Consider the following 14084-nt stretch of genomic DNA (forward strand, 5'->3'; position numbering starts at 1 on the left):
TTTAGTTTGCAGCAGAGGGCACGTATATGACACGAAAAAATAAGCCAGTTTTACCGACTTACTCAAAAAAAGCTACGCTATATATATATTGCAGCTAATATTTTATATCGTATTGTAAGCGGTGTCAATAAAAAATTAACTTATTTTATAAGCGCAACTTTCAAATATCTGAATATTTGATTTAATAAATCGAGTAGGAGGCGAGAACTCGTTGGCCCGCACGTTTACTTTTAACATAAATATTACAGTCGTCAGCGTAACGCACGAATTTGTGGCCTCGACTAGTGAGTAATTTGTCGAGTTCGTTAAGATAAATGTTAGCTAGCAATGGAGACAAGGGTCCTCCTTGCGGTGTCCTTTTGATTCCAGGTTCGAAGACATGGCCATTCATGACCCCACTAGTCAAAAACCGACGAATTAGCTTCAATAACCATGGGTCCTGAACGTACTAACTAACAAATTTCATCATTAAATCATGGTTGACGTATCGAAGTAGGCCATTAAGTCAAGGTCAATCACTTGCCGAATGGCATCATGTGCACTTCGATGCGGTCGAAAACCAAAGTTACTATCTGAAAAACTTGCTCAAAAATGGGGGTTAGAACTTGAGACACAGCCTGTTGGACCAAACGATCTACGACCGTGGAAATGCCAAGCTTTCGCTGACCACCATTAGGCTTTGGAATTTCGACTCGCTTTACTGGCATGGGACAATAAGTCCCATTTACTAATGAGTCAAGTAATTCCCGCCGATGTGTTTTCAGATATGGCAATAGGTCTTCGACGGACATACCATCGAGATCTGCGACTCCCTTGTTGTGTTTGACTCGCAAGTAAGCCTGATTGAGGTTATTACGGTCTAACACTTGGGCTTGAAACTTTGTGCCACTCATCATTGTTTGTTCACCAGAAATTGCGCTACGCGCTCCGATTTGCTTTGAGTTTTCCGGACTTTCACCGCCTAGTATTCGTCCATGCCGGGCGCACTACAAAAAAGCAATCACAACTATTGTGATCGCCCCTTTATTTATAATCATAATTATGCTTGTAATTTTTCTTTTAGAGCTTCTGTTAATGTTTGACTGAAGTTAATGTTTTGTTTAACTGCTTCATCAGCCAAATACTTTGGAATAGTTGTATTTTTCTTAACTGTTTCGTGTTTAACAGAACTCTCTATTTCAGACTTAGAAACCTCAAAAGGGAGTTGAAAAGCTTCATCATATTTCTGTGAATCAATTTCGACATTATCCTTTAGTTTCGCTGGCTCAGGAAAGTTAGTTTTACCATCTAAAGCCAAAATTAAAGCTTCTTTACCATACCTATAAGCATCAGCCGGTGTCTTGCCGAATGTTATCGCTTCAGGAAAATTGTCAAATGAAACTTCCCATACATTATCTTCCTTGTTATGAGCTAATGTTCCATAATAATTATAAGCCACCTTGTAAGCTCCTTTCTAAATTCAAAGATACCAAACAAGGCTCATTAAAGCCCTGCTTGTTTTCTCATGGAATGTTCAATGCCTTTTGGCAACTCTCTCGCATGCATTGGAACAATTACCGTTTTATCGTCTTTAACGAACTTAGCATGAGAACCCGTTTGTGAAATCTTTTTAAACCCATTTGCTTTAAGAAGCTTCACAAAGTCTCTTGTTTTCATCGGCATAGCAAAGTTTCTCCTCACAATCATTATAATACGCCTTATACGTATTAAAGTCAACAACTTTAAAAAAAACAGTTCAATGGCTGCTAATTTATTTTAATTATAAATAACAAATATTAGTTATACCTATTTATTTTGCCCTAGGTTCATCAAAGAAAATTTCACTTCTTCTTTTTCTGGTTACTACAATATTATTTTCTCCGAAAGTACAGATATGATATTTAAAAATTATAAGAAGCACATTAAAATGTAGAGCGTTATTCCCTACAAAATAAATTCCTTATATACATAATAGTAAAAAATTGGACTTAAGATGAAATCAAATTAGACAATAACTAAACCTCTCCAATTGTGTTATTTTCCTTCTACTCCAGCGACAAAACCCTCAGCAAAACTAGTAATAAAATCATTGAAAGACCCAGTTAAACCAATGCCAATAAAAACAAGAGTCGTTATAATCAAAATGCTTCCTGCTAATTTTCGGTGATATTTTATAGTAAGTACACCTGAAATAATCGATATAGTGCCAATCGCTGGTGAAATAAGAGAAAGTGCCGCAGAAATCCAACCAAAAATCAAAAAAATTGTAGTTTTCTTTTCTGCAGCTATTTGTCCTTGATAAAGATCAGAAGCAGAATTTTGATTTTCAATACTTTCTCCACCCTGATTAGAATAACGTTTCATAAAAATTCTCCCTTAATTAAAACTAAAAATTTATTTTCAAATTAGTTCCAGTAAATAAAATACCACTTGTAATAGTATCATAATTTTTCAAGTGCTACACTAGTAAGATAAAAAATAAAGCTAACAGCGATCAAAACAATTACTTGCAAAATCAAGAAGCTTCGAAAAATCATTATTTTTTATTACAACACAAAAAAAGACTGCTTATTCTATGCAAGAATAGACAGTCCACGTAAACTAAATCAATTTAATGATCTTGTTTGTCAAAATTGGTCGTCATTTAATCGACCTTGTTTGGCTTTCATTTAAAAAACAAGACTTATTTCAAATTCTTTTTATTGGTCATAATTCCATCAATCAAACCATAATCCACGGCCTGCTGTGCAGTCATGAAATTATCACGTTCAGTATCACGATTAATAACCTCAATATCCTGACCTGACCCATCAGCCAAAATTTTATTAATCAGCTTCCGTGTCTTCAGAATATGTTCAGCAGCAATGTTGATATCAGTTGCCTGACCCTGTGCTCCACCAAGAGGTTGGTGAATCATAATTTCAGAATTTGGCAATGCAAATCGCTTGCCCTTAGTACCAGCTGTTGACAATACACTTGCCATCGAAGCTGCCATACCCATAACAATTGTCTGTACGTCTGAATTAACAAAATTCATTGTATCATAAATTGCTAAACCGGCTGATACACTGCCGCCAGGTGAGTTAATGTAAATATAGATATCTTTTTCTGAATCTTGAGCATCCAAGAAAAGCAACTGGGCAATAATGGCATTTGCCATGTCATCATTAACTTCTCCTGAAAGCATAATAATCCGATCTTTGAGCAATCTGGAATAAATGTCATAAGCACGTTCACCACGTGAAGACTGCTCAATGACTGTAGGAACTAGGTTCATTATCGATAACCTCCTCAATAAATAACTGATACCACTATTTTAGTATCCAAGTATCATTAATACTAGGATACTCCATAGGTCAGTAAAGGTCAAAAAAATTGTTTACTTTAAAGAAATTTTTTACAAATTATTTAGCAATATCCATGCCAGCACGAATTCTTTCAACATATTCGTTAAGTTTTCGCAAACGGTGGTTGACCCCTGATTTTGAAATTGGTCCATTAGGAACCACTTCACCTAATTCTTTTAACGAAATCTCTGGATGTGCCAACCGAGCCAAAGCGATCTCCTGTAGTTTCAATGGTAAATGTTCCAAGCCAACTTGCTGATCAAGATACTTAATGTTCTCTAATTGGTGATTAGATGCATCGGCAATTTTATTCAAATTAGCATTTTCGCAATTAACAATGCGATTAACCGAATTTCGCATATCACGTACAATACGAATATCTTCAAATTTCAGCATAGCATTGGTTGCACCAATTAATGATAAAAAGTCGGCAATTTTTTCAGCTTCCTTTAGATAAGTAATATAACCGCTGCGCCGTTGCGTTTTACGAGCATTTAACTGATAACGATTCATCAACTGACAAATCATTTCGTTTTGATCCTCATACAAAGAATAAATTTCTAGGTGGTAACGGCTGGTTTCTGGATTATTAACCGATCCGGCTGCTAAAAATGCACCTCGTAAATACGATCGTATCTGACTATCAGATTTTAATAACTGAATCGCGTCAGTTCGCTGCAAACTGGTACCATCAAAAATTCCTAAATCTGTTAAAACATTTTCCGTGCCTTTTTTCAAACGAACAATATACAAATTATTCTTTTTTAATTTCATTTTGCGGCGAACCAGCAATTCGCCATCAATCGCATAAAACTTTTTCAATAATTGATAAATTCGACGTGCAATCGCCGGATTTTCAGATTGAATATTCAAAATAAAGCGATGATTTGCCAAGTTTAGTGAGCCATTTAAGCGAATCAAGGCCATCAGTTCAGCCTTGGCATTTGCCTGATGAACTTGAAGTGTTGTTAATTCTTTTTTTACATCACTCGCATAAGACAAAGTCATCACCTCCTAAGGTCAATTAAATTCATTTTCAATCCACGATAACGGCCGGCTCGTCAAGCGCATCAATTCATCAACAACTTGACTGCCATTATGAAAAGCTCCGTGATCTCGCAGTTCCAAAAAATTATCAGAGATTACCCGGCATCCCTGTGAACGTAAACCATTAAAATCATGTTTAACTTGATATAAATACTCATCATATTTTTGGTGATCCAAATAGTTGCGCGGTACTGGTTCGGTATTGACTAAAACTGTATCAATAAAATTTTTTTGCAAATGCTGATGCAATACTTGAACATGATCCGCATCCGTAAAATGTTCTGTTTCACCCTTTTGTGTCATGATATTACATATATAGACAACTTCGGCATTAGTTTGACAGAGAGCTTGCCCAACATTAGAGATCATTAAATTCGGCAAAATGCTGGTAAACAAACTCCCCGGTCCTAAAACAATTTGATCGGCATGCATAATGGCATCAATCACTTCAGGTACTGCCCTCGGTTGTTTATTTTCAGCTGAACTGACCCAAACATGATCGATCGTTTTATCTGCGGCGGTAATTTCAGCTTCTCCAGCTAATTCAGTTCCATCTTTAAAAACAGCATGCAAAATTAAGGGTTCATTTGCTACTGGATAAATGTGCCCGTCAATTTTCATCATCTTAGATAATTCTTGAACCGCATTAAAAATTCCATCACCATTCATTTCTGATAAAGCTGCAATAATCAGATTTCCGATTGCATGACCAGAAAAAAACTGATCCTTGGAATTAAAACGGTATTGAAAAATTTTTTGATAAATTTCTGGCAAATTTGACAAAGCAACCAGCACGTTGCGAATGTCGCCCGGTGGAACAACATTAATATAGTCACGAATAATGCCCGATGAGCCGCCGTCATCAGCTACCGTTACAACCGCCGTAATATCTGCATTCTGCCGACGAAAAGCTTTTAAAATTACCGGCAAACCAGTCCCACCACCAATAACTACAATTTGTGGTCGTGACCGTTTATTTGAATAAAGTGTCATGAACGATTAACGGTCTCCTTTCTACGTGCAATATCGCGATGAGCAACACTAACTGGATAACTTTGTTTTAACTCATCAGCGATCCGTTTAGCCAAAGCAACCGACCGATGCTGACCACCAGTACAGCCGATGGCAATGGTTACACTCGATTTCCCCTCTGCTTGATAACCAGGAAGAATTTCCAACAGCATTTTCATAAATAGCTGATAAAATTTTGCTGTTTTGGGGGACTGCATTACATAATCATAAACAGCCTGATCCAATCCAGTTTGCTGTTTGAGTGCCGGTACATAGTACGGGTTAGGCAAAAAGCGAACATCCATTACAATATCAGCATCAATTGGCAATCCATACTTGAATCCAAACGACAACACTTCAATATGGAACGGTGCCGATTCACTAGTTTCAAAATTATGAAAAATTTCTTCACGCAACTGACGCGGAGTCAACTTACTGGTATCAACTACTAATTGTGCTCGAGCTTTAATCTCACTTAACAAATCACGTTCCAACTTAATCCCATCCATTAAGCGACCTTCCATCGCTAAAGGATGTGAGCGGCGTGTTTCTTTATAACGGGCCACTAATTCTTCATTTGAAGCATCTAGAAACAAAATTTTTCCATTGATTGCATTTTCGTTACCTAAGTTGCGCAGCATCTCAATGATTTCATCGTAAAATGCTCGTGAACGCAAATCAATTACTAAGGCTACCTTATTAACCTTACCAGATTCACGAACCAACTCCCAGAATTTTGGCAATAAAGTTGGCGGCATATTATCAATACAAAAATAGCCTAAATCTTCAAAGCTTTGAACGGCAACGGTTTTCCCAGCACCACTCATTCCGGTGATTACAACTAGTTGAATCGTTTTATCCATTATCTATCCTTCTTTCAAACTTGAATGTATTATAGCATATGCTGATTTAGGTATGCTACTTACTAAGGATTGCAAAAAAAAGCCGGCAAAACTTTCCTGCCAGCTTTTATCGACCGTTGATTTTAACTATTTAACAACCTGTCGTTCAAATGGATCTGAGGATATTCCTTCACCCAAAATTTTCTTCGACCATTCTTGAGCTGAGAACAATGAGTGATCACGATAATTACCGCAACTCTTAATATCAGTTCCCTGAACATCATCCCATGAAGCTTTGGTAATTTGTTCAAGTGACCATTTCAGTGCCTTAGCCACAGTAACGGTATCATGTTCACCCCAAACAATTAAATGGAATCCGGTCCGGCAGCCAAATGGTGAGCAATCAATTACTTCGGGAATCTGATCTCGTAAATATCCAGCCAGCATATGTTCAATTGTATGCAGCCCAGCTGTTGGAATTGCATTTTCATTTGGTTGAACCAAACGTAGATCATAATTAGAAATTTTGTCGCCCTTAGGTCCCTCTTCAACCGTAATCAAGCGAACATATGGTGCTTTAACGGCTGTATGATCTAAAGTAAAGCTTTCAACTTTTGCCATTTAAATTCCTCCTCAATGATTTGTATTCTCTTTTACTCTAGCATGCTTGTTCTGAAATGCAAGCTACTTTGATCTTATTTTACTGCTAAATCATGCATTTTTTGTAACATTTTTGCCAAATATTTTCCCGTATAGCTGGCGGCATTTTGAGCAACTTCCTCGGGTGTCCCGGTTGCTACAACTGTTCCGCCGCCGTCACCGCCTTCAGGACCTAAATCAATCAAATAATCAGCCGTCTTGATAACATCTAAATTATGTTCAATTACCAAGACTGTATTTCCTTTATCTACCAAACGTTCCAAAACCTCCAGCAGCCGGCGAATATCTTCACTGTGTAATCCGGTCGTTGGTTCATCTAAAATATAAAAACTCTTGCCATTTGATTTGCGGTGCAGCTCTGCCGCTAATTTCATTCGCTGCGCTTCACCACCAGATAACGTTGTCGCTGGTTGACCTAATTTAACATATCCCAAACCAACATCAACAATTGTTTGTAACTTACGTTTTATCTTGGGGATCGGTGCAAAAAACTCTAACGCTTCAGTAACTGTCATATCCAGAACCTGGGCAATATTTTTGCCCTTATATTCAATCTCAAGTGTTTCTGAATTATATCGCGTTCCATGGCAAACTTCGCACGGAACATAAACATCAGGCAGAAAGTTCATTTCAATTTTAATAATTCCATCACCATGACAGGCTTCACACCGACCACCTTTAACATTAAAACTAAATCTGCCTTTGTTGTATCCACGTAATTTAGCGGTGTTAGTCTGCGCAAATAAGCCACGTATATCATCAAAAACGCTCGTATAGGTCGCAGGATTGCTGCGGGGAGTTCGTCCAATTGGAGTTTGATCAATATCAATTACCTTTTCGAGATTTTCAACCCCACTAATTTGCTGATATTTGCCGGGTTTAGCTGAATTACCATTCAATTTCTGAGCCAAAGCCCTTTTTAAGATCAAATTAACTAAAGTTGATTTACCGGATCCGGAAACACCGGTAACCGCAATCAATGTTCCCAATGGAAATTTAACATCAATTTTTTTCAAGTTGTTCGCAGCAGCTCCAGTCAACTCGATAAAATGACCGTTACCGGTTCGCCGTTGTTGTGGCAAAGGAATAAACCGTTTACCAGCTAAATATTGACCAGTTAACGATTTAGCCGAACGAGCGACTTGCTTGGGAGTACCGGCAGCCATCACTTGTCCACCGTTACTGCCGGCTCCGGGTCCAATATCAATCAAATAATCAGCTGCTCGCATGGTATCTTCATCATGTTCGACCACGATCAAAGTGTTACCCAGATCCCGCATTTGTTTAAGTGATGCAATCAGCCGATCATTATCCCGTTGATGCAAACCGATCGAAGGTTCATCCAAAATATAAAGTACGCCCGACAGGTTTGACCCAATCTGTGTAGCCAAACGAATTCGTTGTGCTTCACCACCAGATAAAGTGCGTGCTGACCGGCTTAAAGTCAAATAAGCCAACCCAACATTTACCAAAAAGGTTAAACGGTCAATAATTTCCTTTAGAATTGGCCGGGCAATTTTACTTTGCTGCTTCTCGAATTTCAAATCCTTAAAGAAAGTCAGGGCATGCTCAATGTTAAAATCAGAAACTTCGCCAATATGCTTTCCCGCAATTTTTACTGCTAAAGCTTGTCGATTTAGCCGATAGCCATGACATGTTTGGCACGTTAAACTTGTCATATATTTACGCATTACATCACGAGTGAATTCACTGTTAGTTTCATGATAACGCCGATCAATATTAGGAATTACACCCTCAAAAGCTGTTTCAACATCACGAACACCACCAAAATCACTCTCATAATGAAAATGAAAAGTCCGGGTGTTATCTCCAAATAAAATTAATTGCTGCTGTTGAGTTGATAATTCAGCAAATGGAATATCCATCGGGATTTCAAAAGCTTGACACATTTGTTCTAATAACGTTGGATAATATTTTGAGCTAATTGGATTCCACGGTTCGATCGCTCCCTGTGCTAATGTTTTTTGCGGATCCGGAATCACCAAATCACGATCAACTTCTAACTTGATGCCGATCCCATCACAATCCGGACAAGCTCCAAATGGGGCATTGAATGAAAATAACCGCGGCTCCATTTCACCAATCGTAAACCCACAATAAGGGCAAGCAAATTTTTCTGAAAATTGCAGCATTTCACTGCCAATAACATCAACACTGACATAACCATCTGCTAAATTCAAAGCAGCTTCTAATGAATCAAACAACCGTGATCTGATTTGCGGTTTAATAACCAACCGATCAACTACCACTGCTAGTGAATGCTTCTTGTTTTTTTCCAAAGCTGGTACTTGATCCAAATCATAAGTTGTGCCATCGACACGAACACGCACAAAACCAGTTTGTTTGATTTTAGCCAAGATTTTTTTATGCTGACCTTTTTTTTCGCGAACCAAAGGTGCTAAAATCTGAATTTTACTGCGTTCCGGCAATTTTAAAATTTGTTCTGCAATTTGTTGTGGTGATTGACTGGTGATCAAATGACCATCATTCGGGCAAATCGGTGTCCCAACTCGTGCCCACAATAACCGCAAGTAATCATTAATTTCCGTGACCGTTCCGACTGTTGAACGCGGATTCTTAGAAGTCGTTTTCTGATCAATTGAAATTGCCGGTGATAACCCATCAATTGAATCAACATCCGGTTTATCCATCTGTCCTAAAAACTGCCGAGCATAAGCAGATAAACTTTCTACATACCGCCGTTGCCCTTCAGCGTATAAAGTATCAAAAGCTAATGAACTTTTTCCCGAACCGGATAAACCGGTAATTACAACCAGCTTATTTTTCGGGATTGTGACATCAATATTCTTTAAATTATGTGCGCGTGCACCATGAATGACAATTTTTTCCTGTGCCACTTTTGTTCCTCCTTTATCAACTAGCGGCCAGACTGACTTTTCAATTCCATAATCGTATCACGCAAAGCTGCTGCTGCTTCAAAATCAAGTTTCTTAGCTGCTGCTCGCATTTGCTCAGTCAAATCAGTCAGCATTTGGTTTTGCTCAGCCTTCGTCATATCTGCAAATTCAGTTTCTGTAAAACTAGCTTTTTCATGATGCTTAACTGGTTTGCTGATTGAAATCAAATCGCGAATTTTTTTCTTGATCGTGTGGGGGGTAATTTGATGCTTTTTATTATAAGCTTCTTGAATTGTCCGCCGGCGCTTGGTTTCATCAATCGCTGCCTGCATTGAATCAGTAATCTTATCAGCATACATAATTACTTTGCCATTTTCATTTCGGGCTGCTCGACCAATCGTTTGAACTAAGGAACGTTCACTTCGCAAAAACCCTTCCTTATCAGCATCCAAAATTGCGACTAACGAAACTTCCGGTACATCGATCCCCTCACGCAATAGATTAATTCCGACTAAAACGTCAAATTTTCCTAGCCGCAGATCACGTACGATTTTAGTTCTTTCCAAGGTTTTAACATCTGAATGCAAATACGCGACCTTAATTTGTAATTCTTTCAGATAATCCGTCAGATCCTCTGCCATTTTTTTAGTTAAAGTAGTAATAAAGACTCGTTCGTTACGCTCGATCCGCAAATTAATTTCACCAACCAAATCATCCATCTGTCCCATAATTGGTCGAACTTCGATCACTGGATCTAATAAACCAGTTGGTCGAATAATTTGCTGTACCACTTGATCGGTCTGTGCCAATTCGTAAGGGCCGGGGGTGGCCGACATATAAACTACCTGATTGATATGCTTTTCAAACTCTTCTAACGTCAATGGTCGATTATCCAAAGCACTGGGCAAGCGAAAACCGTAGTCGATCAGCATTTGTTTACGCGCTCGATCACCATTATACATTCCCCGAACTTGCGGCATAGTAACATGGGATTCATCAACTACCAACAAAAAATCTTTAGGGAAGAAATCTAACAACGTATACGGCGGTTCACCGGGTTTGCGCCCATCCATATGTCGAGAATAGTTTTCAATTCCAGAACAATAACCCATTTCGCGGAGCATTTCGATATCATATGTCGTCCGTTGTTCCAATCTTTGCTCTTCTAACAGTTTACCTTTTTCATGCAATTTTTTTAGTCTGGTTTTTAATTCACTTTGAATTCCGTTAATTGCCTGATCCATAATTTGATCATTAGTCATAAAATGTGTTGCCGGGAAAATCGAAACATGATCACGTTCCGCCAAAATTTCGCCTGTTAATGCATCAAATTCGCAAATTCGATCAATTTCATCACCGAAAAATTCAATTCGTAAAGCTCGTTCATCCCGAGAAGCCGGAAAAATATCGACCACATCACCGCGAACACGAAAACGACCACGCTGAAAATCAATATCATTGCGTTCAAACTGAATATCAACCAGCTGCCGTAACAACCGATCACGTTCCAAGGTTTCGTTGACCCGTAATGAAAGTGTATGTGCTTTATATTCATGCGGATCCCCTAAACCAAATATTGACGAAACAGACGCTACAACAATTACATCATTGCGTTCCAACAACGAACTAGTAGCTGAATGCCGCAATTTATCAATTTCATCATTGATACTTGAGTCTTTCTCAATGTACGTATCACTCGATGGCACATAAGCTTCCGGCTGATAATAATCATAATAGCTAACAAAGTACTCAACCGCATTATGCGGAAAAAACTCTTTAAATTCTCCATAAAGTTGTCCAGCCAACGTTTTATTATGAGCTAAAACCAGTGTTGGCCGATTAGTTTGCGCAATTACATTAGAAATTGTGAAAGTTTTTCCCGTCCCAGTCGCACCTAATAGAACTTGAGCTCTTTCACCTGAACGGATTCCGGCAGTCAGCTGTTGAATTGCTTCCGGCTGATCACCAGTCGGCTGATACTGGGAAACCAATTCAAACTTTCGATCTGTTTGTCTTTCGATCATTTAATCGCTCCCTGCTTATTTCGATCTAAAATAAATAGACCTTGACAACTGCCTTGCCAAGGTCCATCATCATGCTTATTAATTTTAACACAGCGAACATACTTTCGCACGTTGATTACATTTTAGACATGTGATTTTTAATTTGTAAATTCATCAATCATTTTTGTCCGCAACTGCCGTACCTGTTTTGACCAGAAAACATCATAAATATCAGGATTTTTCAACCGCAAACAAGCTTCGGGCAACTCACTGATTTTTTCTTGTGAATAATCTTTAACCGCTAACGTAGCCGGTTGTTGGTAAACCAACTTGCCAGCAGCATAAATTTGCTGATGGAGCGGTTTTAACTGCCACTTTTTCAAGCGTCGAGTTTGGATTGTTTTATTAGGATCAGAATTATAAATTTTGCTATTTTGGCGAATCTTTTCAGAAGCAAGTAATAATAGATCACCACGCGCCTTCCCATCTTCATCATACATGCGATAAGGATGCTTAAAGCCGGGAATAGTCGTCTTTTCTACTGTATTACTCAATTTAATCTTCGGAATTAGTTGACCATCTTCTTGGACTGCTACTAACTTGTATACACCGCTTAAGACTGGGTCAGAAGCAGCTGTAATTAGTTTTTCACCAACCCCAAAACTATCTATTTGAGCTCCTTCTTCTAAAACATTTTGAATAACATCTTCATCTAAAGCATTGGAAATTGTAATTTTGGCATTAGTAAAACCAGCTTGATCAAGCATTTTGCGAGCTTGTTTAGTTAAATAAGTAATATCGCCAGAATCAATACGAATTCCAAATGGACCATTGATTCCCTGCGCTTGCAATTGCTTAAAAATCTCAATTGCATGCGGCACACCTGATTTTAAAACATCATAAGTGTCAACCAACAATAAGCAATTGTGTGGATAAACCCGCATCCAAGCTGCAAAAGCGTCCTGTTCGCTCTCAAAAGACTGAACCCAACTATGAGCCATCGTTCCTAACGGTTTCAAGCCAAATTGCTTAGCACTTAAAACATTAGCCGTCCCCAAACAGCCACCGATTACGGCTGCTCGCGCACCATAAGTCGCTGCATCGGCTCCTTGTGCCCGTCGTGAACCAAACTCCATTACCGGCCGGCCATGAGCGATCATGCAGACTCGACGTGCTTTGGTTGCGATCAAAGATTCATGGTTAACAATGTTTAACAGCATTGTCTCTAACAACTGAACTTGTAAAATTGGCCCTCTGACGGTTATCAGTGGTTCATTGGGAAAAGCTGGCGTCCCTTCCTTCATTGACCAGACATCACATTTGAATTCAAAATTTTTCAAATAATCTAAAAATTTATCATCAAAAGTATCTAAGCTACGTAAATACTCAATATCCGAATCCGTAAAATTCAGGTTATCTAAGTACTTGATTACTTGAGCAAGACCGGTATAAACGACCACGCCCCCTTGGTCAGGGACCTTCCGAAAGTACAAATCAAAGTAGCCGATCTTCCCTGGGCTTTCTTGCAAAAACCCATTTGCCATTGTTAATTCATAAAAATCTAACAATAGCGTTAAATTTCGCGTTTCCATTTTTTTCCTCCAACCCAACTTAAAAAAGTGTGGTTATTTGCTGTCAAGACATCTTAAAAATTAAGGTACCCCATCAACGCTTGACTGTCAAGTTTCATCATCAGAATATAATATACCGGCTTGTTTCAACTGTTTTTTAATTTGCATAAATGTTTGTTCATTCGGACAAGCTAGATGGTGAAGATGGATTCCATTGGTTAAACTTGATAAAAGTCTAGCTCGATCACCGGCTAATTGCTCCATAAAACGGTCAATATCAGCCGAAGTAGTCAAACCAAGTGTCCCAATCAGCTGACCATAGAGCGGATGATCAACTACCACATCTAAAACCTGACTTCGAGCAGCAATAATTGTTTCCAGTTCCGTTCTTGTCTGCTGTAGATTATGCTGACAAACAATTATCCCTTGATAAAGATCATTACTTTTTTGATAATGATACCCATTAACAGTTGCAATAATCGGTTCGCCTTGCGCACGCAGCAATGCAATATCTCCAACAATCGTTTGTCGACTAACATGATATTTTCGAGCTAAACTGCTGGCACTAAGCAAACGTTGATTATAAAGATCCGTTTTTATTCTATCACGACGACTATAACTATTCTTTTTCAGATTCAACACCATCCTTTACTTAATTTTGTCCAAAAATTTTTATCACAATTCTAATTTTTAAAGAAAAAAGGTCAGGAAAAATCTTCCTGCCCTTCTTTACATAGCAAACTTA

General features: G+C 38.4%; 12 protein-coding genes and 1 pseudogene. All 13 read right to left on the minus strand.

Features of this window, described 5'->3' with window-relative positions; translation table 11 throughout:
* Positions 1–196: 196 nt before the first annotated feature.
* A pseudogene (locus tag FC89_RS12370) lies at positions 197–968 on the minus strand (reverse transcriptase domain-containing protein); the annotation flags it as partial.
* A gap of 71 nt (positions 969–1039) precedes the next feature.
* Positions 1040–1438, minus strand: a complete 399-nt coding sequence (locus FC89_RS05040; protein ID WP_057871456.1) for a type II toxin-antitoxin system HicB family antitoxin — start codon at positions 1436–1438, stop codon at positions 1040–1042.
* Between the two features lie 44 nt (positions 1439–1482).
* On the minus strand, positions 1483–1662 hold the full coding sequence (locus FC89_RS05045; protein ID WP_057871457.1) for a type II toxin-antitoxin system HicA family toxin: 180 nt from the start codon (positions 1660–1662) through the stop codon (positions 1483–1485).
* A 351-nt stretch (positions 1663–2013) separates the two neighbouring features.
* A complete protein-coding gene (locus FC89_RS05050; protein WP_057871458.1) occupies positions 2014–2343 on the minus strand; it encodes a hypothetical protein in 330 nt (109 codons plus the stop codon).
* A gap of 319 nt (positions 2344–2662) precedes the next feature.
* Positions 2663–3256: an ATP-dependent Clp endopeptidase proteolytic subunit ClpP gene (gene clpP, locus FC89_RS05055; protein WP_057871459.1), complete on the minus strand. Its 594-nt coding sequence runs from the start codon at positions 3254–3256 to the stop codon at positions 2663–2665.
* A gap of 127 nt (positions 3257–3383) precedes the next feature.
* Complete coding sequence (gene whiA / locus FC89_RS05060) at positions 3384–4328, minus strand: DNA-binding protein WhiA (protein ID WP_057871460.1); 945 nt, start codon at positions 4326–4328, stop codon at positions 3384–3386.
* An 18-nt stretch (positions 4329–4346) separates the two neighbouring features.
* A complete protein-coding gene (locus FC89_RS05065; protein ID WP_057871461.1) occupies positions 4347–5366 on the minus strand; it encodes a gluconeogenesis factor YvcK family protein in 1020 nt (339 codons plus the stop codon).
* The gene (rapZ, locus tag FC89_RS05070) at positions 5363–6247 is read right to left on the minus strand and encodes an RNase adapter RapZ (RefSeq protein WP_057871462.1); all 885 of its coding nucleotides are present in this window, start codon (positions 6245–6247) and stop codon (positions 5363–5365) included. Before rapZ ends, FC89_RS05065 begins: the two co-directional genes overlap by 4 nt.
* Positions 6248–6373: 126 nt before the next feature.
* Positions 6374–6847, minus strand: a complete 474-nt coding sequence (locus FC89_RS05075; RefSeq protein WP_057871463.1) for an S-ribosylhomocysteine lyase — start codon at positions 6845–6847, stop codon at positions 6374–6376.
* 74 nt (positions 6848–6921) lie between these two features.
* Positions 6922–9765: an excinuclease ABC subunit UvrA gene (gene uvrA, locus FC89_RS05080; protein WP_057871464.1), complete on the minus strand. Its 2844-nt coding sequence runs from the start codon at positions 9763–9765 to the stop codon at positions 6922–6924.
* Positions 9766–9785: 20 nt separating this feature from the next.
* Positions 9786–11789, minus strand: coding sequence for an excinuclease ABC subunit UvrB (gene uvrB, locus FC89_RS05085; RefSeq protein WP_057871465.1), 2004 nt, complete (start codon positions 11787–11789; stop codon positions 9786–9788).
* 137 nt (positions 11790–11926) lie between these two features.
* A complete protein-coding gene (locus FC89_RS05090; RefSeq protein WP_057871466.1) occupies positions 11927–13360 on the minus strand; it encodes a nicotinate phosphoribosyltransferase in 1434 nt (477 codons plus the stop codon).
* Between the two features lie 87 nt (positions 13361–13447).
* Positions 13448–13978 carry a 3H domain-containing protein gene (locus FC89_RS05095; protein WP_338040046.1) on the minus strand — a complete coding sequence of 177 codons (531 nt, stop codon included), beginning with the start codon at positions 13976–13978 and terminating at the stop codon, positions 13448–13450.
* Between the last annotated feature and the right edge of the window lie 106 nt (positions 13979–14084).

It is taken from the genome of Liquorilactobacillus ghanensis DSM 18630 (genome assembly GCF_001435235.1).
GTDB lineage: Bacteria > Bacillota > Bacilli > Lactobacillales > Lactobacillaceae > Liquorilactobacillus > Liquorilactobacillus ghanensis.

What these genes read in the sequence shown, in the direction of transcription:
- FC89_RS05045 (WP_057871457.1), bottom strand. Translation starts at nt 1,662, where the DNA reads ATGCCGATGAAAACAAGAGACTTTGTGAAGCTTCTTAAAGCAAATGGG.
- FC89_RS05050 (WP_057871458.1), bottom strand. Translation starts at nt 2,343, where the DNA reads ATGAAACGTTATTCTAATCAGGGTGGAGAAAGTATTGAAAATCAAAAT.
- clpP (WP_057871459.1), bottom strand. Translation starts at nt 3,256, where the DNA reads ATGAACCTAGTTCCTACAGTCATTGAGCAGTCTTCACGTGGTGAACGT.
- FC89_RS05065 (WP_057871461.1), bottom strand. Translation starts at nt 5,366, where the DNA reads ATGACACTTTATTCAAATAAACGGTCACGACCACAAATTGTAGTTATT.
- rapZ (WP_057871462.1), bottom strand. Translation starts at nt 6,247, where the DNA reads ATGGATAAAACGATTCAACTAGTTGTAATCACCGGAATGAGTGGTGCT.
- FC89_RS05075 (WP_057871463.1), bottom strand. Translation starts at nt 6,847, where the DNA reads ATGGCAAAAGTTGAAAGCTTTACTTTAGATCATACAGCCGTTAAAGCA.
- uvrB (WP_057871465.1), bottom strand. Translation starts at nt 11,789, where the DNA reads ATGATCGAAAGACAAACAGATCGAAAGTTTGAATTGGTTTCCCAGTAT.
- FC89_RS05090 (WP_057871466.1), bottom strand. Translation starts at nt 13,360, where the DNA reads ATGGAAACGCGAAATTTAACGCTATTGTTAGATTTTTATGAATTAACA.